The 25,217-nt window shown below is 62.3% G+C and carries 22 protein-coding genes; 12 read left to right on the top strand and 10 right to left on the bottom strand.

Annotated elements, in window-relative coordinates:
* Window positions 1–16: 16 nt before the first annotated feature.
* Both NCS02_RS27810 and NCS02_RS27805 read right to left on the bottom strand, forming a co-directional pair.
* Window positions 17–2,431 (bottom strand): glycoside hydrolase family 31 protein, encoded by a 2,415-nt coding sequence (locus tag NCS02_RS27810; protein ID WP_250520196.1) that lies wholly within the window; start codon window positions 2,429–2,431, stop codon window positions 17–19.
* A gap of 24 nt (window positions 2,432–2,455) precedes the next feature.
* Window positions 2,456–3,742, bottom strand: a complete 1,287-nt coding sequence (locus NCS02_RS27805) for an MFS transporter (RefSeq protein ID WP_008346087.1) — start codon at window positions 3,740–3,742, stop codon at window positions 2,456–2,458.
* A 303-nt stretch (window positions 3,743–4,045) separates the two neighbouring features.
* Between NCS02_RS27805 and NCS02_RS27800 the strand changes: the two genes are divergently transcribed.
* The 8 genes from NCS02_RS27800 to NCS02_RS27765 all read left to right on the top strand — a co-directional run bounded on the left by NCS02_RS27800 (window position 4,046) and on the right by NCS02_RS27765 (window position 11,745).
* Window positions 4,046–4,444, top strand: a complete 399-nt coding sequence (locus NCS02_RS27800) for a VOC family protein (RefSeq protein WP_008346085.1) — start codon at window positions 4,046–4,048, stop codon at window positions 4,442–4,444.
* A gap of 73 nt (window positions 4,445–4,517) precedes the next feature.
* Window positions 4,518–5,159 (top strand): twin-arginine translocation signal domain-containing protein, encoded by a 642-nt coding sequence (locus tag NCS02_RS27795; protein WP_008346083.1) that lies wholly within the window; start codon window positions 4,518–4,520, stop codon window positions 5,157–5,159.
* A gap of 36 nt (window positions 5,160–5,195) precedes the next feature.
* Window positions 5,196–6,779, top strand: a complete 1,584-nt coding sequence (locus NCS02_RS27790; RefSeq protein ID WP_008346081.1) for a GMC family oxidoreductase — start codon at window positions 5,196–5,198, stop codon at window positions 6,777–6,779.
* 90 nt (window positions 6,780–6,869) lie between these two features.
* Window positions 6,870–7,199, top strand: a complete 330-nt coding sequence (locus tag NCS02_RS27785) for a ribbon-helix-helix domain-containing protein (RefSeq protein WP_033536923.1) — start codon at window positions 6,870–6,872, stop codon at window positions 7,197–7,199.
* Between the two features lie 195 nt (window positions 7,200–7,394).
* Window positions 7,395–8,951 carry an MBOAT family O-acyltransferase gene (locus NCS02_RS27780; protein WP_250520195.1) on the top strand — a complete coding sequence of 519 codons (1,557 nt, stop codon included), beginning with the start codon at window positions 7,395–7,397 and terminating at the stop codon, window positions 8,949–8,951.
* Window positions 8,952–8,953: 2 nt separating this feature from the next.
* The gene (locus tag NCS02_RS27775) at window positions 8,954–9,991 is read left to right on the top strand and encodes a hypothetical protein (protein WP_008346076.1); all 1,038 of its coding nucleotides are present in this window, start codon (window positions 8,954–8,956) and stop codon (window positions 9,989–9,991) included.
* 162 nt (window positions 9,992–10,153) lie between these two features.
* Window positions 10,154–11,215 (top strand): catalase family peroxidase, encoded by a 1,062-nt coding sequence (locus tag NCS02_RS27770; protein ID WP_008346074.1) that lies wholly within the window; start codon window positions 10,154–10,156, stop codon window positions 11,213–11,215.
* Window positions 11,212–11,745: a cytochrome b gene (locus tag NCS02_RS27765; protein ID WP_250520194.1), complete on the top strand. Its 534-nt coding sequence runs from the start codon at window positions 11,212–11,214 to the stop codon at window positions 11,743–11,745. The genes NCS02_RS27770 and NCS02_RS27765 overlap by 4 nt, the downstream gene beginning before the upstream one ends.
* Window positions 11,746–11,755: 10 nt before the next feature.
* On the opposite strand, the gene pdxR is transcribed toward NCS02_RS27765, so the two are convergent.
* Window positions 11,756–13,273: a MocR-like pyridoxine biosynthesis transcription factor PdxR gene (gene pdxR / locus NCS02_RS27760; RefSeq protein ID WP_175980320.1), complete on the bottom strand. Its 1,518-nt coding sequence runs from the start codon at window positions 13,271–13,273 to the stop codon at window positions 11,756–11,758.
* Between the two features lie 299 nt (window positions 13,274–13,572).
* Between pdxR and NCS02_RS27755 the strand changes: the two genes are divergently transcribed.
* The 4 genes from NCS02_RS27755 to NCS02_RS27740 all read left to right on the top strand — a co-directional run bounded on the left by NCS02_RS27755 (window position 13,573) and on the right by NCS02_RS27740 (window position 16,236).
* Window positions 13,573–14,721, top strand: a complete 1,149-nt coding sequence (locus NCS02_RS27755) for an MGDG synthase family glycosyltransferase (protein ID WP_250520193.1) — start codon at window positions 13,573–13,575, stop codon at window positions 14,719–14,721.
* Complete coding sequence (locus NCS02_RS27750) at window positions 14,718–15,221, top strand: hypothetical protein (protein ID WP_250441606.1); 504 nt, start codon at window positions 14,718–14,720, stop codon at window positions 15,219–15,221. The genes NCS02_RS27755 and NCS02_RS27750 overlap by 4 nt, the downstream gene beginning before the upstream one ends.
* Window positions 15,214–15,840 (top strand): dual specificity protein phosphatase family protein, encoded by a 627-nt coding sequence (locus NCS02_RS27745; RefSeq protein ID WP_250520192.1) that lies wholly within the window; start codon window positions 15,214–15,216, stop codon window positions 15,838–15,840. The genes NCS02_RS27750 and NCS02_RS27745 overlap by 8 nt, the downstream gene beginning before the upstream one ends.
* A 162-nt stretch (window positions 15,841–16,002) precedes the next feature.
* Complete coding sequence (locus tag NCS02_RS27740; RefSeq protein ID WP_250520191.1) at window positions 16,003–16,236, top strand: ElyC/SanA/YdcF family protein; 234 nt, start codon at window positions 16,003–16,005, stop codon at window positions 16,234–16,236.
* Window positions 16,237–16,244: 8 nt separating this feature from the next.
* On the opposite strand, the gene NCS02_RS27735 is transcribed toward NCS02_RS27740, so the two are convergent.
* The 7 genes from NCS02_RS27735 to NCS02_RS27705 all read right to left on the bottom strand — a co-directional run bounded on the left by NCS02_RS27735 (window position 16,245) and on the right by NCS02_RS27705 (window position 25,201).
* Window positions 16,245–17,558 carry an MFS transporter gene (locus tag NCS02_RS27735; protein WP_372492603.1) on the bottom strand — a complete coding sequence of 438 codons (1,314 nt, stop codon included), beginning with the start codon at window positions 17,556–17,558 and terminating at the stop codon, window positions 16,245–16,247.
* Between the two features lie 42 nt (window positions 17,559–17,600).
* On the bottom strand, window positions 17,601–19,274 hold the full coding sequence (locus tag NCS02_RS27730) for a GMC family oxidoreductase (RefSeq protein WP_250520190.1): 1,674 nt from the start codon (window positions 19,272–19,274) through the stop codon (window positions 17,601–17,603).
* 218 nt (window positions 19,275–19,492) lie between these two features.
* A complete protein-coding gene (locus NCS02_RS27725) occupies window positions 19,493–20,317 on the bottom strand; it encodes an IclR family transcriptional regulator (RefSeq protein ID WP_250441603.1) in 825 nt (274 codons plus the stop codon).
* Window positions 20,318–20,326: 9 nt separating this feature from the next.
* Window positions 20,327–21,340: a phosphate acetyltransferase gene (pta, locus tag NCS02_RS27720; protein ID WP_250520189.1), complete on the bottom strand. Its 1,014-nt coding sequence runs from the start codon at window positions 21,338–21,340 to the stop codon at window positions 20,327–20,329.
* 65 nt (window positions 21,341–21,405) lie between these two features.
* Window positions 21,406–23,172 (bottom strand): sulfoacetaldehyde acetyltransferase, encoded by a 1,767-nt coding sequence (xsc, locus tag NCS02_RS27715; RefSeq protein WP_051078970.1) that lies wholly within the window; start codon window positions 23,170–23,172, stop codon window positions 21,406–21,408.
* 305 nt (window positions 23,173–23,477) lie between these two features.
* Window positions 23,478–24,326, bottom strand: a complete 849-nt coding sequence (locus tag NCS02_RS27710) for an IclR family transcriptional regulator (protein WP_250520188.1) — start codon at window positions 24,324–24,326, stop codon at window positions 23,478–23,480.
* Window positions 24,327–24,448: 122 nt separating this feature from the next.
* The gene (locus tag NCS02_RS27705) at window positions 24,449–25,201 is read right to left on the bottom strand and encodes an IclR family transcriptional regulator (protein WP_008346053.1); all 753 of its coding nucleotides are present in this window, start codon (window positions 25,199–25,201) and stop codon (window positions 24,449–24,451) included.
* Between the last annotated feature and the right edge of the window lie 16 nt (window positions 25,202–25,217).

Raw genomic sequence — 25,217 nt, 5'->3', positions numbered from 1 at the left:
CGTGAAGTGTTGAGGCTCAGTCTGCAAGACGCAGCGTGATATGACGCCAGCCGTCCGCGATGCGCTCGCCGGCCAGCTCGCCCGTCGCGCAGGTCGCGACGCGCGTATCCGATGCGGGCACGCTCACGCGGACTTCGTTCTGCACGCGCGGCATCGCGCCGTGGCGTTCTATCGCGATGCGCAGGCTTCGCGCATCGCTTTCGATGACGACGCGCCAGCGCCCGTGCACGCCGTCGCGCCACGCTTCGGATTCGCCGTCGTCTTCGATGCAATCGCCGCGCGCGACGCCGGCGCCCGCGCAAGGCAACGCGATGAACGCGCGTTCATCGGCGGGACGCGCGAAGTGCTGCTCCGCGATGTTCAGCGGAATCACATGGCCTTCGCGGATCAGCATGACGGGGCGATCGTGCGGCGCGGGCAGCGTGACCGTTTGGCCGCCGTCGAAGACTTCGCCGCTCCAGTAGGACGACCAGCGCGCGCCCTTCGGCAGATGGATGCGTCGCTCGCTTTGCGCCGCCTCGACGACCGGCGCGACGAGCAGCGACGAGCCGAGCATCATGTCGTCGCCGTCTTCGAGGCAGAGCGGATCGTCGGGGAATTCGGCGAACATCGGACGGAGCACCGGTTCGTACGCGCGATGCGATCGCCACAGCAGTTGGTACAGGTACGGAATCAGCCGGTAACGCAGCTTGATGAGACCGGCGATGAGATTGGTAGTTTGCGGATACATCCAAGGCTCGTTGACGGTGCCGTCGTCGTTCCATGAGTGGATGGAAAAGCGCGGCAGAAAGATGCCGAACGCGACCCAGCGCGACAGCAGTTCAGGATCCGGCGCGGGCCCCGCGAAGCCGCCGATGTCATGTCCGCTGTTCGACACGCCCGACATCGCGAGACCGAGGCCCATCTTGAGATTGAAGCGCAGCGTGTCCCACGACGTGTAGTTGTCGCCCGACCACGTCTGCACATATCGATGCATGCCGACGCCGCCCGAGCGCGATACGAGAAACGGCCGCACGCCGGGCGCATGTTCGCGCTGCGCGTCGCGCGAGGCGCGCATCATCAGTTGCGTCTGCAGGACCTTGGCCTCGCGCGCCGGAAACGGCTCGCCGAAGCCGCGCGCGATTGCATCCGCGCTCCAGATTTCGAACTCGTTGTTGTCGTTCCACGTCGCGGCGATGCCGTGCGCGAGCAGGCTTTCCTTCACGCGCGCTTTCCACCAGTCGATGGTCCGCGGATTCGTGAAGTCGAGATACGCGCCGACTTCGTCCCAGAACTGCACCCACGCCGGTTCGCCGTAGCGCGTTTCGATCAGGAGACCGGCATCGGCGACGGAATCGAACAGCGGGTGATCCCGCAGCAGACACGGCTTGATGTTCGGACACAGCCGCACGCCTTCGCGCAGATAGCTCGTCACGAAACCGTCGATATCGGGAAACTTGTCGCGATTCCAGTTGAACACGTAGCGCTTGCCGCCAATCGACGTATAGCCCGACGAAAGATGGAACGAATCGCACAGGATGTCGTGCTCGCGGCATCGGTCGATGAATTCGGCCATGCGCTTTTGCGCGTCGGGGGCGTCGGTGTAGCTCATCGTCGAGCCGGAGTAGCCGAGGCCCCACTTCGGCATCCACGCGGGACGACCCGTCAGCCATGTAAAGCGGCGCACGGCGTGAAGCGGCGTGTCGGGCGACGCGATGAAGTAATAGTCGAGATCGCCGTGCTCCGCGATGAAGTGCCGATAGTGCCCGTGATAGTTGTCGAGCTCGCGGCCCATGTCGAAGCGGCAATCGGCGAGCGTGTCGTAGAAGAGACCGAAGCCCGTCGATGTCTCCGGCTGCCACGTCACGTAGAACGGAATGTGCTTGTAGAGCGGATCGGTCGTGCGGGCGTTGTAGCCCATCGCATCGACGTTGCGCATCTCGTAGCTTTGATTCGCGCGGTCGAGCGAACCCGCGCGTTCGCCGAGTCCCACGTACATTTCGCCCGGCTTGCGCGCGATGTAGTGATACACGCGCTCGTCCCACCAGCCGAAGTTGTACGCCTGCGTCTTGCGATCGTTCATGACGTGATGCCACTGGCGGTCGCGCACGATTTGCCACGAGCAGAAGCCGCCGTCGAGCGCAATCGTCAAGCGGATCATCGCTGTCTCGATGACGACGTGTTGCTCATCGTCCGACATCGTGAACGGTGCGCTCGCGAAGCCGCTCGTATCGTAGCGGTCGCGTCCTTCGAGCGGCACGTCGTCCTGTCCGGGCGCGATTGCCCAGGTGCGCGGCCCGCGCAGCTCGCCGTGCGGCAAGACCAGCACGCGGATGATGTCATCGGCGAGGACGAACAGTTCGATGCCCGCGCCATCGGCGGAACTCAGCGCGACGCGGTTGTCCGTTCGCTCCGAAATCGCGAAACGCGGACGATTCTTCAAGTTGGCCATGATGTGTCTCCCGTTCATTCGATCTCAGGCGGCCCGATGCGCCGCGCCGGGCGGATTCGCGTCGCTCGTCACGCCGCGCATCAGCACGACGAGCAGCGCCGCGCCGATCAGGTCGAACGCGCCGAGCGCGGCGAAGAGCGGCGTGAAGCCCACCGAATCCGCGAGCGCGCCGACGACGAGCGAAAAGCCCAGTCCGCCGATCCACGCCGCCATGCCCGCGAAGCCCGCGGCGGTGCCGACTTCGCCGGGCTCGAAGACATCGGCGGCGAGCGTGTTGACGAGCGCCGAGATCATCTGATGCGCGAAGCCGCCGACGCAGAACAGCGCGATGGCTTCATACGGCGACGCGACGAGCCCGATGCACGCGGGCCCGATCATCATGAACGCGCCGAGCACGACGCCCGCGATGCGCGACGCGATGAGCGGCACGCGGAAACGCTTCATCAGAAACGGCGAAAGATAGCCGCCGAACAGCCCGCCGAGATCGGCGGCGAGAAACGGCAGCCACGCGAACATGGCGATCTGCTTGAGGTCCATGTGACGCTCGGTCGCGAGATAGAGCGGAATCCAGAAGCTGAAGGTTTGCCATGCGGGTTCGGCGAAAAAGCGCGCCTGCGCGATTGCCCAGAAGCGGCGCGTGCCGAGCACTTCGCGGATGCGGCGTTGCTCGCCCGGGCGGTTCGTCACGGGCGTTTGCCCTTCGATGATCGCGTTCTTCTCCTGCTCGCCGATCTTCGGATGCTCGCGCGGCCCGCGATACAGCCAGTACCAGAACGCGGCCCAAACGAAGCCCATCGCGCCGGTCACGACGAACGCGCTTTGCCATCCGTAGCGCAGCGAAAGAAAGACGACGAGCGGCGGCGCGAACAGCGAGCCGAGCGACGTGCCGGCGTTGAAGTAGCCGACCGCGACCGACTTCTCGCGATTCGGAAACCATTCTGCGACGACCTTCATCCCCGCCGGAATCGCGACGGCTTCCGAGAGGCCCATGAGTCCGCGCAGCGCCGCGAGCGACACCCAGCCGCCGGCGAGCGCGTGCGCCATGCCGGTCGCGGACCAGAGGCACGCGAACAGCGCGAAGCCGAGCCGCAGCCCGATTACATCGATGATGAGTCCGCACACCGGCTGCATGATCGTATAGCCGACCTGAAACGCGGCGACGACATAGGAATACTGCTGCGTGCTCATGTTCATGAGCGTTTTCAGCTCGGCGGCCATGACGCCGAGCGCGTTGCGCGAAAGATAGTTGACGATCGTGCCCGCGCAGACGAGCGCGATGATCCACCAGCGCAAGCCGATGACTGTTTTCAAGATTGAGTCTCCGTTGTTCTCGACGGGCGATGAGCGGCGGCGCGCCGTGCCCTTTCTGTTCGGCTATCGCGATGATCGAATTCGAACGTTCGACATCGAAAAGCCCGTTCAATCGTACTGTCGGCGACCGAAATTTATCTCAATTGCGACAAATAGTTTCGTTTCATCGATCGAATGTTCGTTTGCGATCATGTGGCGTCGAGCCAATGCGCAAGCCCCGGGCAAACGCCTACGCCCGATTTAACCGGCCATTACCCTTTGCGCGCGCGGCTTCCTAAACTTCACTAAAAAGGGGAGGCGCTCATGTCAAAGCTCATTCACACGATGATTCGCGTGCAGGACCTGCAACGCTCGCTCGATTTCTACGAGAAGGCTTTCGATCTCGGCGTCGCGCACCGGCTGGACTTTCCGGACTTCACGCTCGCCTATCTGCGCAACGACGAAACCAACGCCGAGCTCGAACTCACCTGGAACAAGGGACGCGCCGAGCCATACACACATGGCGACGGCTACGGCCACGTCGCGGTGAGCGTGCCGGATGCGAAGGCGGAGCGCGAGCGTCTGATCGGCCTCGGTCTCTCACCCAACGACGTGCGCGAATTCAAGAACGACGACGGCTCGCTCATCGCGCGTTACTTCTTCATTCAGGATCCGGACGGCTACAAGATCGAAGTTCTCGAACGGCATGGACATTACGAATAGTCAGATAGTCAGCGGCATCACGCGGGACCACACACATAAATAAGCTGTTGCAGTGCCCCACAAGGAGAGAGACATGCGAGACACGATCATCCCGATCGTCGCGCAGCGGCGCGCGCACGACGGTGAAGAGCATCACGACCACGACGACATCGCCGCGCCACCGAACATCGCACTGACGCGACGCGAATTTCTGCGCGGCACCGGCGTGCTGGTCGGCACCATCGCGGCGACCTCGATCTTCGCGAGCCTCGCGCCGAGCCGCGTCTGGGCGCTCGAAATGCAGGGGCTCGACACGCATCAGGGCGAAGTGCTGCTGCAAGTCACGCGACAGATCTATCCGCACGCAACACTCGATGACGCCGTCTACGCGCTCGTCGTCAAGGATCTCGACGCCAAGGCGAAAGCCGATCCCGCCGTGCGCCAGCAACTCGCCGACGGCGTCGCGCAGCTCGACGCCAAAGCCGGCTCCGACTGGACGAGGCGCGGCGCGAACGACAAGGCGCAGGACGTCGCCGCGCTCGCGGGCACGCCGTTCTTCAACACCGTACGCAGCACGGCCGTCGTGTCCCTGTACAGCAACGCGCTGGCGTATCAGCACTTCGGCTATGGCGCATCGAAGGGCGATGGCGGCTATCTCTATCAGGGTTTCAACAACCTGTCATGGCTGCCCGATCCGCCTCTCGCGAACAGCGGTCCGATTCCGAAAGACAGCTAACCCATTCGAGCGATCCGATGGAAAACGGAGACAGACATGTACACGGACAACAAGGTGCAGTTCAGGCACAACGACGATCACGTCGTGGTGATCATCGGATCGGGCGCGGGCGGCGGGACGCTCGCCAACGAACTCGCGCAGAAGGGCGTCGACGTGGTCGTGCTCGAAGCAGGCGCGATGCACACGCAAGGCGATTTCGCGACGGAAGAGTGGAGCGCGTTCAAGCAGCTTTCATGGCTCGACAATCGCACGACATCGGGCAACTGGCGCGTCGCGAAAGATTTCCCCAACCTGCCCGCGTGGATCTGCAAGACCGTGGGCGGCACGACGGTCCACTGGGCGGGCGCGAGCCTGCGCATTCAGCCGCACGAGTTCAAGGCCAAGACGACTTACGGCGACGTGCAGGGCGCCAATCTGCTCGACTGGCCGGTGACGCGCGCGGAGCTCGATCCTTACTACGACCGCGCCGAAAAGAAGATGGGCGTCACGCGCACGAACGGCAATCCGGGCCTGCCGGGCAACAACAACTTCAAAGTGATGTCGGCGGGCGCGGCGAAGCTCGGCTACAAGGAGTGCAACACCGGCCATATGGCGATCAACAGCACGGTCCGCGACGATCGCACGCACTGCTTCCAGCGCGGCTTCTGCTTTCAGGGCTGCCGCATGGGCGCGAAGTGGTCGACGCTCTATACCGAACTGCCGCGCGCGCAGGCGACGGGCCGCATGGAATTGCGCCCGCAATCGCATGTCGTGAAGATCGAGCACGATGCGCGCGGCAAGGCGACGGGCGTCGTCTATTACGACAAGGACGGCAAGCTGCAACGGCAGAGGGCGCGCGTCGTCGCGGTGGCGGGCAATGCGATCGAGACGCCGCGGCTCCTGCTCAACTCGCAGTCGAGCAAGTTCCCCGATGGCCTCGCGAACGGCTCGGGCCAGGTCGGCCGCAACTACATGCGGCACACGACAGGCTCGGTCTACGGCGTGTTCAACGACAAGGTCGAGATGTTCAAGGGCACGACGATGGCCGGCATCATCGAGGATGAATCCGTGTTCGATCCGAAGCGCGGCTTCGCGGGCGGCTATCACATGGAGACGCTTTCGCTCGGGCTGCCCTTCTATGCGGCGTTTCTCGATCCCGGCTCGTGGGGGCCGAACTTCGCGGCGGCGATGGATCAGTATCAGTACACGGCGGGCATGTGGATCGTCGGCGAGGACATGCCGCGCGAACAGAACCGCATCACGCTCAACACCGACGTGAAGGATCAGTACGGCTTGCCGGTGCCGAACGTCCACTTCGACGATCATCCGAATGACGAAGCGATGCGCCAGCACGCGTACAAGCAGGGCAGCGCGGTGTACGAAGCGGCGGGCGCGAAGGCGACGTATCTCGTGCCGCCGTATCCGTCGACGCACAATCTCGGCACCGCGCGCATGAGCGCGAAAGCCGCCGACGGCGTCTGCAATTCGCATGGCCAGACGCACGAAGTGGCGAACCTGTTCATCTCCGATGGCAGCCAGTTCACGACGGGCGCGGCGGAAAACCCGACGCTCACCATCGTCACGCTGGCGATCCGTCAGGCCGACTACATCGCCGGCCAGATGAAGCAGCGCAGGGTTTGACGTGATTGCCGATGATCGCGTAGCGGAGTAGTTTGTTCGGTCGGCCGTCGTGCGACGAGCATGGCGGCCCGTTTCCTGGAGATCAACGTCATGTGTCGGGTGTACATCAACGCCGATCCGATCCTTTATGAATCGCGCACGCGTTCGCTGCGCATTCATGGTGTGATCACTACCGTCCGGCTCGAAAATCTCTTCTGGGACGTGCTGCACGAAATCGCCGGGCGCGAAAATCTCACGACGAGCCAGTTCGCCGTCAAGCTCTACGACGAACTGATCGCGCTGCGCGGCGAAGCGCCGACCAACTTCGCGTCGTTTCTGCGCGTGTGCTGTTTGCGCTATCTGTCGATGCGCGAGGCGAAGCAGGCGGCCGAAGGCGAGGCGGCGGGCGCGGTGGCCCTGCGTGTGCTGAAAGCGGGCTAGTTCGACGCATTCCTCATTGAACGCGAGCGCGCCGGGCTTCGGCGTGCCCCTTTCCGTCAGCCAAAGCGATGGTGACATCGGCCAAGCGCCGCCCGCCGTCCCATTCAGCATCTAGCATCCTGTTCGACCGACAACGAACGACGACGCATCCGCGGTGATGCACGCCCGGACGCCGTTTGCCGCGGAGTCTCGAGCATGCTTTTCAATTCCTATTCGTTCATCTTCGCGTTTCTTCCCGTGGTTTTCGTCGGCGCGTTTCTGCTCGGGCGTTATAGCCATCGGCTCGCTGCGCTCTGGCTCGGGCTGGCGTCGCTTTGGTTTTATGCAATATGGACGCCACGCTTTGTCGTGCTCTTGCTCGGTTCCATCCTGTTCAACTATGCCGCCGCGTGGTGGATCGGCAGGGAAAGCGAAAGGAAAAGCGGCCATCCGAAGCTGATTCTTATCGGCGCCATAACAATCGATCTGGGTCTGCTCGGCTACTACAAATACGCCAACTTTCTCATCGATTCATCGAATCATCTGCTGGGGATGAATCTTGCGGCGCTCGACATCATTCTGCCGTTGGGAATCTCGTTCTTTACGTTCACGCAGATCGCCTTTCTCGTCGATGTCTATCGCGGCATCGCGCGCGAATATAACTTCGTCAACTACTTACTGTTCGTCACGTATTTCCCGCATCTGATCGCAGGACCGGTGCTGCATCACAGTCAGATGATGCCGCAGTTCGGCAATCCGAAAACCTTCCGGATGAATCCGGAGAACATATCCGCCGGATTGACGGTTTTCGTGCTGGGGCTCGCGAAGAAAGTTCTGATTGCAGACACGCTAGCCAAAGGCGCCGTGCCGCTTTTCAGCGCGGCGAGTGCGGGCGTGCCGCTGACTTTCTTCGAAGCCTGGACGGGCGCGCTCGCGTACACGCTCCAGTTGTATTTCGACTTTTCCGGCTATTGCGATATGGCCGTGGGCATCTCACTGCTCTTCAACGTCAAACTTCCGATCAATTTCGATTCGCCCTATAAGGCGGCCAGCATCATCGACTTCTGGCGGCGCTGGCACATGACGTTATCCGCGTTTCTGCGGGATTACCTGTATGTACCGCTCGGCGGAAGCAAACACGGCGGCCCGCTGCGCCGCTACGTCAATCTGATGATAACGATGCTATTGGGCGGCTTGTGGCACGGCGCCGGATGGACGTTCATCGCGTGGGGCGGATTGCATGGCGCGTATCTGATCGTGAATCACGGCTGGCGCGCCGTGTCTCCGCGTCTGGGAATAGATGGTTCGAGCCGGTTCGCGCGAATCGCAGGCGTAGCGCTGACCTTTTTAGCCGTCGTCGTGGGATGGGTATTCTTCAGGGCCGAGAACTTTCAGACCGCCTGGAACATGCTCGCGGGCATGGCGGGCTTTCACGGTGTTTCGCTACCCGCGTCTTTGGAACGGCATATCGCTCCCGTTCTCGGTTCGAAGCTGCGTTTCGACGGCTTTCTGCCATCCGTCGGCATTCCGTCGATGGTGTTCGTCACGCTGCTGTTCGGCTTCGTTCTCGTGTGGGGATTTCCGAACCTGCAGCGTTTGCTGGAGCGCTACAGGTCGGCTGAACTTTCATTCACGCGCGTCCGGAACCGGATATTGCCGCGCCGGGTCGACGCCACGTTATTGGCCGCAAGTCTTTCGGCGTTGCTCTTTTTCGTCGTGGTTCTGGCTATTGGATCAGCGGGTCCATCGGAGTTTCTCTATTTCGAGTTCTGACCATGACGTACTTGAAAATCTTCGCGACGTCGCTGGCCATTATCGCGATCGCCTGGTTCTCGGCGGCATTGATGCTCGCGCCCGCGCCAATTGCCGGCGAGTATTGGGTACGGGAAATGACGGTCGTGAAGCGGAGCATCGCGCAGCATTACAAGGGACAGCGAAAGCTGATCGTAGCGGCCGGATCGAACGTGCTTTTCAGCGTGGACACGACGCAACTGAGCAAGGATCTCGGCATTCCGGTTTTGAATTACGGATTTCACGCGGGACTCGCGCTCGATGAAATCCTTGGCGAAGTGACATCCGTCGCCGAGAACGACGACACCGTGATTCTCGCACTGGAGCGCGAATACTATTGCGACGATGCCAACAAGGAGAATGCCACCTGGAGAGCGCGAAACGCCATCGCCTGGGATCACGACCGCTGGCGGACGTGGTCGATATTCCGGCGGCTGGACGCAATTACATCGATGGGTCCTGGACTCATCTTCGAACTCGCGCAGGCTCGAATTCGCGAGACATGGTTTCCGAAATCCATCGAAGACAGGCTTCGCGCATTTCACGATCAGGAAATCGTGACGAGATTCATCGATGCGCCGCCGCCGACATCATTCGCCTATTCCGCGTATCACCTCGACGGCCTGGGCAACATGCAGCAGATCGATGGCTCGAATTACACGGGACGTCCGGAATCGGCGGAACAGGAAACGGAAATCTGCCCGGATAGCTTTCTCGTGCTGAAGCGATTCGTCCATGCGATGCACGACAAGGGCGTGTCGGTCTACTTCGCCAATACGCCCTATGTGCAGACGAGCACGACGCGCGCGGATCGGGTCGAAGAGGCATCGAAGCAATTCGCCAGCGCCATTTCTCCGCTCGGAACCGTGCTCGACGACCGGAACCAGCTTCTCTTCAACCGCAAACTGTTTCTGAACACCGACCTCCACATGAACACCGAAGGCAGGACATTGAGAACCGGATTGCTCGAAGACTCGATCAAAAGCCATCCCGCATTGAAGCAATGGCTCGACTTGCGATGAACGCGAAGTTGTCGCGAGCGGCTATCGGCAGGCCATAACTTCCTTTTTCGAACCAGGAGACGATGCGAAGCGGGGGTATCTGCGAATTTTGCGCGTTGCTGGCACGATTTCCGTCACGCTGCTAGATTACCGTGCAACAGAATCGTTGATCGAGAGACTACGATGCCTGACAAATCCGCTTCCCCGCGTTCGCCTCTTCCCGCGCTGATCCTCATCGCGGCCATCGTCGCCGTGCTGGTCGCGGCCTTCGCCTACACGGCGGGCTGGCTCACGCCGAATCGCCTCACACCGGCGAAGATCGTGGGCAGCCTCGCGCCACCAGGCGGCGCGGTGCCGGGCTTCAGACGCAATCATGCGAAGGGCATCTGCTTCAGCGGCGATTTCGAATCCAACGGCTCGGGCGCGGCAATCTCCAAAGCCAGGATGTTCATGCCGGGTACGTATCCCGTCACGGGGCGCTTCAATCTCGCGACGCCGGACCCGAAAGCATCGGATGCGATGGCGCGCGTGCGCGGCCTGAGCCTGCGCATCGTGATGCCCGACGGCAGCGAGTGGCGCTCCGCGATGATCGATGCGCCGTTCTTCCCCGTTGCGACACCGCAGGCCTTTTTCGACCTGCAACGCGCGCTCGCGAACAAGAGCGATCCCGAGTCGATGCAGAAGTTCGCCGCCGCGCACCCGGAGATCGCTGCGTTCGGCGCGTGGGCCGGCAGTGCGCCGTGGACGGCATCGTATGCGGACGAGCGTTACAACAGCCTCAACAGCTTCGTCTTCACGAACGCGGAGGGACAGGATCAGACGGTGCGCTGGTCCTTCGTTCCCGCCGCGAAGCCCGAGACGCTGACGCCGGACGAATTGAAGCAGAAGGGCGCGAATTTTCTCGATGCCGAGATCACGCAGCGCGTGCAAGGCGCGCCGCAACGCTGGGCGATGGTCGTCACCGTCGCGAATCCCGGCGATCCGACCGCGGACCCGAGCAAGGCGTGGCCGGAAGACCGGCATACGGTCGAAGTGGGCACGCTCGTCGTGAAAGCCATCGAACCGGAGCCGGACGGCCCTTGCCGCGATCTCAACTTCGATCCGACCGTGCTGCCCTCGGGCATGCGCGTATCGGACGATCCGTTTCCTGCCGCGCGCTCGGCTGCCTATTCCGTATCGTTCAATCGACGCACCGCCGAGGACAAGGCCTATCCGCACACGCCTTCGCAAGGAGCGCAGCAATGAACGCGATCAACGAGCGGTTCTCGCCGCTGCAACGCGCCCTGCACTGGATCATGGCGATCTGCATTCTGTCGATGCTGTTCATCGGCGTCGGCATGGTGTCGACGGTGAGGCCGGGCTATCTGACGCTCGTGTCGATACACAAGCCGCTCGGCATCGCGATACTCGTGCTCGCGCTGATCCGTCTCGCCGTGCGAATCGCGCGCGGTGCGCCGCCGCTGCCCGCGAACATGCCCGAGCCGATGAAGCTCGCCGCGCATCTATCGCACTATGCGTTCTATGCGTTGATGATCGCGCTGCCATTGCTCGGCTATGGCATGTTGTCGGCGGCGGATTATCCGGTCGTGATAGGCGGCTATCGCCTGCCGTCACTTTTGCCGCATAGCAATTCGTTGCACACGCTGCTCTGGAACGCGCATCGGTTCCTCGCGTTGTGCTTCTTCGCGCTGATCGTCGTGCATCTCGCGGCGGCGCTGTTTCATGCGCTCGTGCGTCGCGATGGCGTCTTTCACGCGATGGCGCCGTGGAAATAGACGCGCACGTTCAGGGGCGCCGCTGCTGCACGACTTGGGCGAGCGCCCGCACGCCCGGCTCGATCAGCTCCGCGCGTATCGCTGAAAAACCCATGCGGAAGCATCGCTGACCATCGGCGGGATCGGCGAAGAACACGCTGCCCGGTTCGATGAGCACGCCGAGCGCTTGCGCGTCTTTCGCGAGACGCGTCGCGTCGAGCCACGGCGGACCTTCGACCCAGCACGAAGCGCCGCCCGTCACGTTCGATGCGCGCAATTCCGGCAGATGCGTGGCGAGCGCATCCATCAGCACTTCGGCGCGTTCCTTGTAGACGCGCCCGAGCTTGCGCAATAGCGTGTCGTGATGACCGAGCGCGAGAAAGGTCGCGAAGGCGCGCTGGATGTACGCGGCCGGATGACGAATCATCAGACGGCGCAGCGCGCGCAGCTCGCGTATCAGCTCGCGCGGCGCGACGATATAACCGAGCCGCAGTCCTGGCGCGAGCGTCTTCGACAGCGAACCGATATAGACGACGCGCTCTGCCGTATCGAGGCTCTTCAACGCGGGATGCGGCGTGCCCGAGAACGTGTTCTCGCTCTCGTAGTCATCCTCCACGACGATGAAATCATGCTTCACCGACAGGTCGAGCAACTTGCGTCGCCGCTCGATGGGCATCGTGACGGTCGTCGGACATTGATGGCTCGGCGTGACATACACGTAATCGCAAGGCGCGATCACGCTTTCATCGTCGATGACGGCGCCGTCTCCGTCCACTTCGAGCGGCACGATTTGCGCGTTGTGATGCTGGAAGATGTTGCGCGCATCGGGATAGCCGGGGTTCTCCATGCCGACTTTCGTCTGCGTGCCGCACAACAACGCGCCGATGAGATAGAGCGCCTGCTGGCAGCCGTTCGTGACGACGATCTCTTCGGGCATTGCGAAGACACCGCGACGCGGCAGCACGCGCGTGCGTATTTGTTCGACGAGCGTTTCGTCGTCGCGTTCGATGAGATCGGGCGCCCAGTTGCGGATTTCCATCACCGACAAGCCGTGCATGCAGCTCTCGCGCCAGTCGCTCGTCGGGAAGAGTTCGGTGTCGAATTGCCCGTAAATAAAGGGATATTCGTAACTCTGCCAGTTCGACGGCTTGACGATATTGCGTTGATGCGACGGGGCGTGCCGGATGCGCGCGCTCCAGTCGGGATGACCTTGCTGCGTCTCGATGCTCGATGTTTCCGCGACGCCCGCTGCGGTGAAGCCGCGTTGCAACTCGTCGGTTGCCGGATTCACGAAATGGCCGCTGCGTTCGCGCGAGACGAGGTAGCCTTCCTCGACGAGTTGCTGATACGCGAGCACGACGGTGTTGCGCGACACGTTGAGCTGATCGGCGAGTTCGCGGCTCGAAGGCAAGGCGGAATCGGGCGCGATATGACCGCTCAGAATCGCATTGACGATCATCTGGCGGATCTGGTTTTGCAGGCTCATCCCCGAGACCCGCGAGCGCTCGAAGAGCTGCGCCCAAAGCATCGCGGTAGGACGGATGGGCATGCATGTCTCCTTGTGGAACGTTTATTGGATGTGTCGATATTACGTGGGGCTTGCCTGTCGCGCCAGTTGAAAAATAGCCCGAAGGCAGACGAGCTGTTAGCCGCGAATCCGTTCGCGCGATGACGCTGAAGTAAAAAATGATCCCGGATAGCGGATGCGGCGCGACGATTGAATAGAATCGCCTGCGTTTTCTCACGGATGACGACTTCGTAAGTTGGTTCTATTGACGATATCGGCGGCGCGCTGGCGCAATCTCCAAGCCGAATCGAACAGTCACCCCATCGAGCTTTCCGAAAAGTATGCCCAAGGTTCTTGTTCTAAGCGTGAGCGCGGGCGCCGGCCACGTTCGCGCAGCAGAGGCGCTGTGCGCGTATGCAAAGACTCATCCCGCAAGTGTCGAAGCCGTGCATCTCGATGTCATGGACTTCGTTCCCGCAAGTTTCAAGGCGCTTTACGCGGAGTTCTACATCAAACTGGTCGCTCGCCAGCCGGCCCTCTGGAGTTATCTCTATCAGAAGACGGACAACGCTTCGCCACGATCATTCGGCGAACGTCTTCGACGCGCGGTCGAGCGGCTCAACTGCCGCGCGCTGACAACGGAGATCGAGCGGCATCGCGCCGATGCGATCATTTGCACGCATTTCCTGCCTGCCGAGTTGCTTTCGCGTGAACGTCGTCTCGGCAACATCCATACGCCGGTGTGGGTGCAAGTCACGGACTTCGATCTTCATCGCATGTGGGTCGTGCCGGGCATGCGGGGATATTTCGCCGCAAACGACGAAGTCGCCTGGCGCATGACGAACCGCGGCGTTTCATCGGCATCGGTTCACATCGGCGGGATACCTGTCATGCCCGCCTTCAGCGAGCCTCTCGACCGCGCGGCGTGCGCGGCGCAATGCGGCCTGGACCCTGCGCGCATGACTCTGTTGATGATGTCCGGCGGCGAAGGTCTTGGCGCGCTCGACGCACTCGCCGAACGTCTGCTGAACATGGACGGCGATTTTCAGTTGATCGCTTTGGCGGGTCGCAACGAAGCGATGCGCGCCGCGTTGCGAAAACTGTGCGCGTTCCATCCAGCACGTTTGCACGTTTCCGGCTTCACGCCCAACGTCGAGCGCCTGATGGCGTGTTCCGATCTCGTCATCACGAAGCCTGGCGGGCTGACCACGTCCGAGTGCCTCGCAATGAAACGGCCGATGATCGTCACCTCGCCGATCCCGGGGCAGGAAGAGCGCAATGCGGATTACCTGCTCGAACACGGCGTCGCGCTGAAAGCCGTCGATGCAGTGGCGCTGGAGTATCGCGTTCGCGCGCTGCTCGACGATCCGGCCCGGCTCGATGCGATGCGCGAGCGAATCGCGCCGCTCTCGCGTCCGTATGCAGCACGTTTCGTTCTGGATACGGTGTGCGATGCGCTCGGCAATCCGGATACAAAGGTGGCGGCATGAACGCACGTGTCCTCGTGCCTGGCGGGCGCACGCTCGCGCTCGTCGGCTGGGTCGCGCTGCTGGGCTTCTTGTTCGCCAACGTCGAAATACAGATCGAAGGCAACGCAGGTTGGGCCGCGAGCTTGCCGACATGGCGCATCGAACATCACTGGTTGCTCGACATCTTCTGGGGCGGCAGACCGATGACGGGGTATCACGCGTGGGTCTTTCCATTCGTCGCGTTGTTCTTTCATCTGCCCGTGATCTTTTTCGGTCGATGGTCATGGCGCATCGAGGCGCGCATCGTCGCATGCGTCATGACGTTCTGGCTGATCGAAGACTTTCTCTGGTTCGTTCTCAATCCCGCGTTCGGCATCGATCGCTTCGATGCGCTTCATGTGCCCTGGCACAAGCACTGGATCGGGTTCGCACCCACCGATTACTGGACCATGAGCATTGCAGCGCTCGTGTTGTTTCATCTGTCGCGTGAGCCTGGCACGGGGCGGTCGTCGCATGAATAAAGTCTTCCGCATTTTGTTTTACGGCGCGGGCTTCATCGCTGCGGCATACGTCCTGCAGTCGAAGATGGCGGCAGCGCCCGCTCCGGCCACGTCTGCATCCATGACGGTCGAACGCCCGCTGAACTGGGCCGAACCGATCGTGTACGCAGGCGTCGACAATCTTCATCGCATCACGCCTTCGCTTTATCGGAGCGCGCAGATATCGGCGGCCGATATCGTGCAACTGCGCGCACTGGGTATCCGCAAGATCGTCAGCTTCCGTTCGTTTCATTCCGATGAGGATGTTCTCGAAGGCAGCGGCATCGCGCTGCAGCGCATCCGTATCAACACATGGAACATCGAGGACGAGGACATGATCGCCGCGCTCAAGGCGCTGCGCGATGTCGACCGCGATGGTCCGATCCTCATTCACTGTCAGCATGGCGCGGATCGCACGGGGCTGGTATCGGCGCTGTATCGCGTGGTGTATCAAGGGTGGACCAGGCAACAGGCCGAAGATGAGTTGCTGCATGGCGGCTATGGATTTCATCCGGTGTGGGGAAACATCAGAAGCTATCTGCAGCACGTCGATGTCGAATGGTTGAGGCGGCAGGTTGGCGTTGCGGGGAGTCCCGCGTGATGCGCGCCTCCATGATTCGCATGGTGCTGATCTGCCTGCGACGTATCACCGTGCCTTTCGAACGCGCCGACGTCGCCGTGATCTTCCGAAATGCGCTCCAAGATGACGGCACGCCAAAGCCCATTCTCGCGGCGCGGCTCGAGACCGCGTCGAAGTGTCATCGTGCGGGTCTTTGCTCGCTATTTCCACCTTCCACGAGCGCAGCTCGCGTTCGAGAGCCTTGGCGCAAAGGTCTTGCCGGGTGCGTTTCCGCGTGAAGTCAGGGCGATGGACGCGTATTCGATTTGGCGCGAAGTGCCCGCATACGCCGTCTATTTCGCCCGGCTCTCGCTCGACGAGCACGCCGAGCCGGTGTCGTTCAGGCCGGTGAAGTTTTTGATGAGTCTCTTCTTCTGAGCTGCAAGTCAACTCGCGCCCCGCACCGAAAACGCCATCTCCCTTCTCTGCCGCAACCCGACCCACGCCGCGGACATCGCACTGACGATTCCCGCTGCGAGGCAGTATCCCGCGATCATCCACGGATCGCCGCCGTTGCGTTGCAAGAGCCACGTCGCGATGATCGGGCTGATGCCGCTCGCGAAGATCCCCGAGAACTGATACACGAACGAGATGCCCGAGTAGCGCACTTTCGCGTCGAAGAGTTCGGAGAAGAGCGCGGCTTCCGGACCATAGATCGATGCATAAACCACGCCGAGCGGAATCACGACCGCGAGCCACGCGAGCATCGTATTGCCGCCGCTATTCTTCATGAGCCAGAAGCCGAGGAACGCGGAAAGCCCGGTCGCAAGCGATCCCCAGAAGTAAATGCGCGCACGCCCAACGCGATCCGACAGCCGTCCGAAGAACGGAATCGTGAAGATCATCACGAACGCGGCGACCATTACGCCGAGCAGCGCGTCCGTGCGTTGCAGATGCAGCGTGCCGGTGAGATAAGAAATCGAAAACACGCCGAACACGTTGAAGAACACGCCATCGATGAAGCGTGCGCCCATGCCCGCAAGCGTATTGCCGGGATACTTCGTGATGACATCGACGATCGGCATGCGCGCTTCGCTGCCCGTCTTCTGGATGCGGGCGAACTCCGGCGTTTCCATCACGTTCAGGCGGATATACATGCCGATGAGCACAAGCGCGAACGACAGGAAGAACGCGATACGCCAGCCCCACGCGAGGAACTGCGCGTCGGTCAGCATGAGCGAGAGCCCCGCGACGACGCCTGACGACAGACACAAGCCGAGCGCGAGGCCGATCTGCGGAATGCTCGCATAGAAGCCGCGCTTGTTCTCGGGTGCGTATTCGAACGCCATCAGCACGGCGCCGCCCCATTCGCCGCCGAGACCGATGCCTTGCAGCACGCGCAGAAACAGCAGCAGCGATGGCGCCCATATGCCGATCTGCGCATACGTCGGCACCATGCCGATCAACACCGTCGCGACGCCCATGATCGTCAGCGTCATCACGAGCATGCTCTTTCTGCCGACGCGGTCGCCAAAGTGCCCGAAGATCACGCCGCCCAGCGGCCGGCTGAGAAAGCCGACGGCGAAGGTGCCGTAAGCGAGCATCGTCGAGATGAGCGGATCGCTGCCTGGAAAATAGAGCTTGTTGAAGACGATGCCGGCGACCACGCCGTATAGAAAGAAGTCGTACCACTCGATCGTCGCGCCGATCAGACTTGCGACGACGACCTTTCTCATCTGTTTGCCATCGGTTCGGGGCAGTGCGTTCATGGTTTGTCTCCGTGATGGGTTGGAGACTTGTGCTCAGTCTCTTTGGCCTGCATGGGCCATGGGCTTTTCCGCAACGACCTGGGTTACGTCTTCCACATGCGTGACGTGCTGATAGCGCTGGTCTTCGAGAATCATGTCGGCCGCCTTCTCCGCGATCATGATGACAGGCGCATTCGTGTTGCCCGATACGAGCTCCGGCATGATCGACGCATCGACCACACGCAGTCGTCCGATGCCGCGCACCTTCAGGCGCTCATCGACGACCGCGGATGCATCGTTGCCCATCTTGCAGGTGCCCGCCGGGTGATAGATCGACTGACTGAACTTGCGCGCGACGTCGAGCAGATCGGCATCGGTTCGATACTCCGAACCAGGAATGAACTCCGACACGATGTGCTTCGCGAGCGAAGGCGCCGCCGCGATGCGTCGCGCCACCTTGATGCCGCCGATCACGACGGGATGATCGCGTTCGTCGGAAAGATAATTCGCATGAATCGCGGGATATTGCAGCGGATCGTTCGAGCGAATCTCGACGCTGCCGCGGCTGTACGGCCGCAACTGACACACCGAAGACGTGAACGCCGAGAACGGATGCGCGCCTTGTCCGGGCTTGTCGGCGGAAAGTGGTTGCATGTGAAACTGGATGTCGGGACGCGCGACATCCGGCGACGAACGCGTGAAGATCGCAACCTGGCTCGCCGCGAGCGTCAGTGGCCCGGTGCGCGAGATAACGTATTGCAAGCCGATGAGCGCTTTCTTCAGCGGATTGTTGACCTCGTCGTTCAACGTCCGCTCGCGCGTCTTGAACACAAGCCGCACTTGCAGATGATCCTGCAGATTCCGGCCCACGCCCGGCAGTTCGTGCCTCACTTGCACGCCTGCGCCGTTCAACACGCTCGAAGGCCCGACGCCCGAGTTCTGCAGAATCTGCGGCGAGCCGATCGCGCCAGCCGCGAGAATCACTTCGACACGCGCGCGTACTTTCTTCACGACGCCTTCATGCATGTACTCGATGCCGACCGCTTCCTTGCCGTTGAACAGCACCCTGCGCGTTTGCGCCCGCGTCTCGACGATAAGATTGCGCCGGTCGCGCACCGGCTTGAGAAAGCCCTTCGCGGTGCTCCAACGAAAGCCCTTGTAGGCCGTCTGCTGAAAATAGCCGACGCCTTCTTGCGTCGCGCCGTTGTAATCCTCGTTGAACGGGATGCCGATTTCCTGCGCCGCCGCGATGAAGTGATCGGCGATCGGACGGCGCAAGCGCAAATCCGATACTTTCAACGGCCCGCCCGCGCCGTGATATTCGCTCGCGCCGTGCTCCTGATCTTCCGATTTCCTGAAGTAGGGCAGCACGTCCTTGTAACTCCATCCCGCGTTGCCGAGTTCGGCCCAGCGATCGTAGTCCTCGCGCTGACCGCGCACATAGAGCAGCCCGTTGAGCGAACTGCAGCCGCCCAGCACCTTGCCGCGCGGCCAGTCGATGCTGCGTCCTGCGACGGCATCGTCCGGTTCCGTGCGATAGCACCAGTCGAGCTCGGGATCGTGCATGGTCTTGAAGTAGCCGACGGGGATATGAATCCACGGGCTCGCATCGGGCCCGCCCGCTTCGAGCAGCAGCACGGTGTTGGACGGATCGGCGCTCAGACGGTTGGCGAGCACGCAACCTGCCGAGCCCGCACCGACGATGACGTAATCGACTTCCTGCTGCATGACACCTGTCTCCTGAGGTCTTCTTTTGGAACGAATCGTTTCGCTTGCGTTTCGTTCAATGTGGAAGAAGCGGGCAAGGAAGCCAAGAGAAAAGCGCGGAAGCTCGCGAAAGTGAAACGGAAAGTGCGAATTCCGATTCAGAAGCGGAAGGGGGATTGGGGTTGTCCCTGAGCCGCGATTTATTGATTCGCCATCCGAAGTAACGATGCTGCGGCGCGTCAGAAAGTGGCCGTGAGCTCGGCGGCGGCTTCCTGCAGGCGCGGCACGAACGTCAGCGCACGGGACAGCGCCATGCGCGAGACCGGCCCATGCACGGCGATGGCCGCGATGCACTTGCCGCGCGAGTCGAAAACCGGCACGGCGACGCAGGCGATGCCCAACACGAACTCTTCGTTATCGACGGCGATGCCCTTGTTCGCGATGCGATCCAGTTCCGCTTCGAGCAGGTTCGGATCGTCGAGCGTGTTGGGCGTGAAGCGTTCGAGCCGCATCGCGCGAACGAGCGCGCTGCGTTCGTCGCGCGGCATCATCGAAAGAAGCAGCTTGCCGCTCGCGCTGCAATGCGCGGGAACATGCGATCCGGGCTTGAGCTCCAGTCGCAGCGCCCACGGCGATTCGCAGCGGTCGAGATAAAGCACTTGCGTGTCGTGCAGCGTGCTCAGGTTGCACGTTTCGCCGAGATCGGCGACGAGACGCTCCAGAATCGCATGACGCTGGCGCCGCGCGCCGCTGTGCATCATCACGTCGACGCCGAGCCGTTCGAGGCGCGGGCCGATCACGTAAGCGTTCTTCTGGCCCGGCTCGCGCGCGACGAAGCCGCCCGCTTCGAGCGATTGCAACATGCGATGCAGCGATGCCTTCGGTTGCTCGATGATGTTCGCCAGCTCCGCGAGCGACAGCGCGCCCTTCGCCGCGACCAGATGTTCGAGCACGCTGAATGCGCGCAGCGTAGGCGTTTCGTTGCGCGCGGCGCTTTCGGCGAGCGGCGCGCTGTCCGTCGATTCAGGGTGAGCGAAGGCTTCCGTATCGGCTCGCGTGTCCATGTTGCGCGCTCACGCCGGGTGATGCCGCGCTGCCTGCGCCTGCACGCAAGTCACGGCGATTACGTGAAAGATATCGTCCGCGCTGCAGCCGCGCGACAGATCGTTGGCGGGCTTCGCCAGCCCTTGCAACAACGGGCCGATAGCCTTCGCACCGCCGATGCGCTCCGCGAGCTTGTAGCCGATGTTGCCCGCTTCCAGACTCGGGAAGATCAGCGTGTTGGCGTGTCCTTCGATCTGCGAGTGATGCACCTTGCGCATCGCGATTTCGGCGACGATCGCGGCGTCGAGCTGCACGTCGCCATCGATGGCGAGGCCGGGGCGCGCTTCCTTTACGCGCCGCGTCGCTTCGATGACCTTGTCGACGGCCGCATGATGCGCGCTGCCGCTCGTCGAAAACGACAGCATCGCGACGCGCGGGTCTTCCATCAGGAGACTGCGTGCGCTGTCGGCCGCGGCCATCGCGATTTCGGCGAGTTGCTCCGCATTCGGCTCGACGACGAGCGCGCAATCGGAAAAGACGAGGCCGCCTTTCATCGTATGAAAGGGCTCGCAGAGCATCATCAGAAAGAAGCTGGAAACGAGCTTGAATGAAGGCCGAACGCCGATGATCTGAATCGCGTTACGCACGACATCCGCCGTCGTGTTGAGCGCGCCGGAGACCGATCCGTCGGCCTCGCCCATACGCACCATGAGGTTCGCGAAGCACAGCGGATCGCGCACGGCGGCGCGCGCCTGATCGGGCGTCATGCCCTTTTTCTCGCGCAACGCGAAAAGCTCTTCCGAAAAGCGTTCGCCAAGCGATGATTGAGAAGGATCGATCACCTCGATGCCTTCGAGATCGATGCCCGCGCCATCCGCGACCTGATACGCGCGCGCTTTCGCACCCGCGAGCACGATGCGCGCGATACCTTCCCTGTGCGCGCGTTGCGCCGCCTGAAGGACGCGCGTGTCTTCGGCTTCGGAGAGGACGACGCGCATCGGCAGGTCGCGAGCCTGATCGATGATGCGATGCATGGCTTTCATGGCGGGCTCTCGATGGTCGGTCGGAAAACGCCGCTGCGCGGGCGCGCAGCGGCGTGAGGCAGGACTTAGACGTAGTCCTTGTACTTGTCCAGCATGCGTACCGGCTTCGAGAGCGCATCGCGGCGGAACGGATCGCCGAGCTCACGCGTGCACATGATTTCGATGATCGTCGTCTTGCCATGATTCATCTGCAGATCGATGGCCTTCTTCAGCGCCGGGCCCACATCCTCCAGCTTGTCGACGACGATGCCTTCCGCGCCCATCGCCTTCGCGATCTCGGCGAAGCTTTGATTGTCGAGCTCGCCCGCGACGAAGCGGCGGTTATAGAAGTCCACCTGATTCTTCTTCTCCGCGCCCCATTGACGGTTATGGAAGACGACGGCCGTCACCGGAATGTTGTGGCGCACGCATGTCATGGTCTCCATCAGGCTCATGCCCCAGGCGCCATCGCCCGCATACGACACGGCCGGACGATGCGGCGCCGCGACCTTCGCGCCGATGATCGTCGGGAACGCATAGCCGCAATTACCCCAGCTCATCGCCGCGAAGAAGCTGCGCGGTTTGTTGAAGCGCAGATAGCTGTTCGCGACCGAGTTGATGTTGCCGATGTCCGTCGAGACCATCACGTCTTCCGGCATCGCCTTTTCGAGTTCGCGCAACACCTGACGCGGATGCAGATATTGGCCGCCGCTGAAGGGCTTCTCGCCCTTCTGCTCTTCGATCATGTCGAGGCTGTACGGATCGCGCTCGTGCGTCCACTCGTCGAGCTCCTTCTCCCACGCGGCTTTTTCAGAAGCGATGGTTTTCGCGCGGGCATCCTTCGTCGCATCGCAATCGAGCTTGCGGTCCGCGAGACGTTGCGTGAGCGCGATGGCAGTCGCCTTCGCATCGCCGCAAATGCCGACGGAAATCTTCTTCACGAGGCCGAGCATCTTGTGATCTGCATCGATCTGGATGACCTTCGCTTCCTTCGGCCAGTAGTCGAGACCGTGCTGCGGCAGCGTGCCGAACGGTCCGAGGCGCGAACCGAGCGCGATGACGACATCGGCCTGACTGAGCAGCTTCATCGCCGCCTTCGAGCCTTGATAACCGAGCGGGCCGCACCACAACGGATGATTCGCCGGGAACGAGTCGTTATGCAGATAGCTGTTGACGACCGGCGCGCCCAGACGTTCCGCGAGCGCCTTGCACTCTTCGATGGCATCGGACATCACCACGCCGCCGCCCGAGATGATGACGGGAAATTTCGCTTGCGCGAGCAGATCGGCCGCTTCGTTCAGGCTCTGGTCGCCACCGGGGCCGCGATCGAGACGCTGCGGCTTCGGAATCTCGACCTTCACCTGGCCGTAAAAATAGTCGCGCGGAATATTGAGCTGCGTCGGTCCCATTTCGGACATCGCGCGATCGAAGCAGCGCGCGGTGAATTCGGCCATCCGCGCCGGATGCGTGACGTGGCCCTGATACTTCGTGAATTCCTGGAACATCGGCAGTTGCTTCGCTTCCTGGAAACCGCCGAGGCCGATGCCCATCGTGCCGGCTTCCGGCGTGACGATCACGACCGGGCTGTGCGCCCAGTACGCCGCAGCGATGGCCGTCACCGCATTGCTGATGCCCGGACCATTCTGACCAATGACGACGCCGTGACGACCGGAAACGCGCGAATAGCCGTCGGCCATATGACCCGCGCCCTGCTCGTGCACGACCGGAATGAGACGGATGCCGGCCGGCGCGAAGATGTCCATCGCGTCCATGAATGCCGAACCCATGATGCCGAACATCTCGGTCACGCCATTGGCGGCGAGCGTTTCGACGAATGCTTCGGACGGGGTCATCGCCTGCGGACCGCTGGGCGCCGCGCCGGTGGCGGCGAGGGTGGTCTTGGACGGACGTGCTTGGTCGTGCTCGCTCATGAATGTCTCCGGGTGAAATAAAACGGAACGTTCGGTTCCGGAATTCGTATCGTGAAGACATCGTAGGACAGGCCGATTCCGCGGTCAACCTGTTTTTCGAATAAATGGAATGATTCGTCTCTAAAAAAATCGGAACGAAGTCGTTCAAAAGAAGGGCGAATCGCCGCCGATGCCCGTGCGGCGGGCTTCGGCGGGAAGTTCGGCGGCAAGTTCGGCGAAAAGCGGAGTCAGCGTGCGGCGGGGCGTTGACGCGTCATGAGCGTCAGTCCATCGGACGTATCGATTAGCGTTGCGAGCTTCACGGCGGTTTCGCGCAACTGCGGAACCGCCTGCAGCAGATCGTTCAGATTCGCGCGCGCGGTCGGCGCATGCGCGGCGAGGCACGCGAGCGCGCGCCCGGTGGAGGCGTCGGTGATGGGCACCGCGACCGCGACCATGCCGAGCACGAACTCCTCGTTATCGATGCCGATCGCGCGCGCCGCGAGCCGGTCGAGCTCGGCTTCGAGCAACGACCGGTCAGTCAGCGTGCGATGCGTCTTCTTGGTGAGCGTGAGGCGTCCGAGAATCTGGCGGCGCTCGGCCAGCGGCATCTGCGAAAGAAACAGCTTGCCGCTCGCCGTGCAATGCAGCGGCACGCGCATGCCGGCCTGCATGTGCAAGCGCAGCGGCTCGGCCGTTTCGACGCGCTCGATGTAAAGGACGGTATCGCCGTCGAGCGCGGTGAGATTGCAGCTTTCGCCGATCACGTCGACGAGCGAGCGCAGGATCGACCGGCATGCGCGCGTGAACGAATTGTTGGCGAGCGTGGCGAGTGCAAGCTGGGCGGCGCGCGGCCCGAGCGCGATGCCGCGATCGGTGCCGCGCGAGTCGGGCATGTGCGTGACATAGCCCTGCGCTTCGAGCGAATCGATCAGCCGGAGCAATGTGGCCTTGGGAATGCGTACGCGCGCCGCCAGTTGCGACAGCGTGTAGGCGTGGCCGGCGGCCGCCAGTTGTTCGAGCACGGCAAGCGGGCGAAGCGTCCGTGCTTCATCGCCGGCGTGTTCGGAAGGATCGAGATGTGTGACGTCGCGCATGAATCGGAAACGGAACGGTTGGTTTCGGATTACGACTACTTTACGCCGGGAAGCGGCGGCGACGCCACGATTTTCAGAACGTCCGGTTGCGTTTTTTTATACGGCTGATCCGGAACGGGCCTTCAGAATGTCTTGCCCAACTCCACCGCGGCTTCCTTCAGACGCGGCACCATTTCCAGCGCGCGCGAGAGCGGCGTGCGCGACACAGGCGCGTGAACGGCGATCGCCGCGATACATGTGCCGTGCGCGTCGGCGATGGGCGCGGCCGCGCACACGATGCCCTGCACGAACTCCTCGTTGTCGATCGCCACGCCCTTCTTCGCGATGCGGTCCAATTCCGCTTCCAGCATTTCCGTGTCGGTGATCGTGTTTGCGGTGTAGCGCTCGAGTTTCATCGCGCGCACGAGCGCATTGCGTTCCTCGCGCGGTTGCAGCGCGAGTAGCAGCTTGCCGCTCGCGCTGCACCAGACGGGTACATGCGAGCCGGGCTTGAGGTCGAGCCTGAGCGGCCACGGCGCTTCCACGCGATCCAGATACAGCACTTCGTTTTCATGCAGCATCGTCAGATTGCAGGTCTCGCCGAGATCGGAGACGAGCCGGGTGAGGATCGCATGACGCAAACGCCGTGCGCCCGCGTGCGTCATCACGTTGAGACCGAGTTGCGCGAGACGCGGGCCGACGACATACGCGTTTCGGTCGCCGGGCTCGCGAATCACGAGTCCGCCCGCTTCGAGCGACGCGAGCATGCGATGCAGCGAAGGCTTCGGCATACCCATGTCGTCGGCCATGTCCGTCAGCGACACGGGGTTGCCCGCCTGGACCAGATATTCCAGCAGCGCGAAGGCGCGCAGCGTGGGCGTGTCGGGCTTGTCCATCGGCATGATTTCCATA

Origin of the sequence: Caballeronia sp. NCF2 (genome assembly GCF_023631205.1) — a bacterium.
Taxonomy (GTDB): Bacteria; Pseudomonadota; Gammaproteobacteria; order Burkholderiales; family Burkholderiaceae; genus Caballeronia; species Caballeronia zhejiangensis.
The sequence above is the reverse complement of the archived record's forward strand: the minus strand, read 5'-3'. Positions and strand labels throughout refer to the sequence as shown.

What these genes read in the sequence shown, in the direction of transcription:
- NCS02_RS27790 (WP_008346081.1), top strand. Translation starts at nt 5,196, where the DNA reads ATGTACACGGACAACAAGGTGCAGTTCAGGCACAACGACGATCACGTC.
- NCS02_RS27765 (WP_250520194.1), top strand. Translation starts at nt 11,212, where the DNA reads ATGAACGCGATCAACGAGCGGTTCTCGCCGCTGCAACGCGCCCTGCAC.
- NCS02_RS27750 (WP_250441606.1), top strand. Translation starts at nt 14,718, where the DNA reads ATGAACGCACGTGTCCTCGTGCCTGGCGGGCGCACGCTCGCGCTCGTC.
- NCS02_RS27770 (WP_008346074.1), top strand. Translation starts at nt 10,154, where the DNA reads ATGCCTGACAAATCCGCTTCCCCGCGTTCGCCTCTTCCCGCGCTGATC.
- NCS02_RS27785 (WP_033536923.1), top strand. Translation starts at nt 6,870, where the DNA reads ATGTGTCGGGTGTACATCAACGCCGATCCGATCCTTTATGAATCGCGC.
- NCS02_RS27710 (WP_250520188.1), bottom strand. Translation starts at nt 24,326, where the DNA reads ATGCGCGACGTCACACATCTCGATCCTTCCGAACACGCCGGCGATGAA.
- NCS02_RS27730 (WP_250520190.1), bottom strand. Translation starts at nt 19,274, where the DNA reads ATGCAGCAGGAAGTCGATTACGTCATCGTCGGTGCGGGCTCGGCAGGT.
- NCS02_RS27755 (WP_250520193.1), top strand. Translation starts at nt 13,573, where the DNA reads ATGCCCAAGGTTCTTGTTCTAAGCGTGAGCGCGGGCGCCGGCCACGTT.
- xsc (WP_051078970.1), bottom strand. Translation starts at nt 23,172, where the DNA reads ATGACCCCGTCCGAAGCATTCGTCGAAACGCTCGCCGCCAATGGCGTG.
- pdxR (WP_175980320.1), bottom strand. Translation starts at nt 13,273, where the DNA reads ATGCCCATCCGTCCTACCGCGATGCTTTGGGCGCAGCTCTTCGAGCGC.
- NCS02_RS27795 (WP_008346083.1), top strand. Translation starts at nt 4,518, where the DNA reads ATGCGAGACACGATCATCCCGATCGTCGCGCAGCGGCGCGCGCACGAC.
- NCS02_RS27725 (WP_250441603.1), bottom strand. Translation starts at nt 20,317, where the DNA reads ATGGACACGCGAGCCGATACGGAAGCCTTCGCTCACCCTGAATCGACG.
- NCS02_RS27810 (WP_250520196.1), bottom strand. Translation starts at nt 2,431, where the DNA reads ATGGCCAACTTGAAGAATCGTCCGCGTTTCGCGATTTCGGAGCGAACG.
- NCS02_RS27775 (WP_008346076.1), top strand. Translation starts at nt 8,954, where the DNA reads ATGACGTACTTGAAAATCTTCGCGACGTCGCTGGCCATTATCGCGATC.
- NCS02_RS27800 (WP_008346085.1), top strand. Translation starts at nt 4,046, where the DNA reads ATGTCAAAGCTCATTCACACGATGATTCGCGTGCAGGACCTGCAACGC.
- NCS02_RS27745 (WP_250520192.1), top strand. Translation starts at nt 15,214, where the DNA reads ATGAATAAAGTCTTCCGCATTTTGTTTTACGGCGCGGGCTTCATCGCT.
- NCS02_RS27705 (WP_008346053.1), bottom strand. Translation starts at nt 25,201, where the DNA reads ATGGACAAGCCCGACACGCCCACGCTGCGCGCCTTCGCGCTGCTGGAA.
- pta (WP_250520189.1), bottom strand. Translation starts at nt 21,340, where the DNA reads ATGAAAGCCATGCATCGCATCATCGATCAGGCTCGCGACCTGCCGATG.
- NCS02_RS27780 (WP_250520195.1), top strand. Translation starts at nt 7,395, where the DNA reads ATGCTTTTCAATTCCTATTCGTTCATCTTCGCGTTTCTTCCCGTGGTT.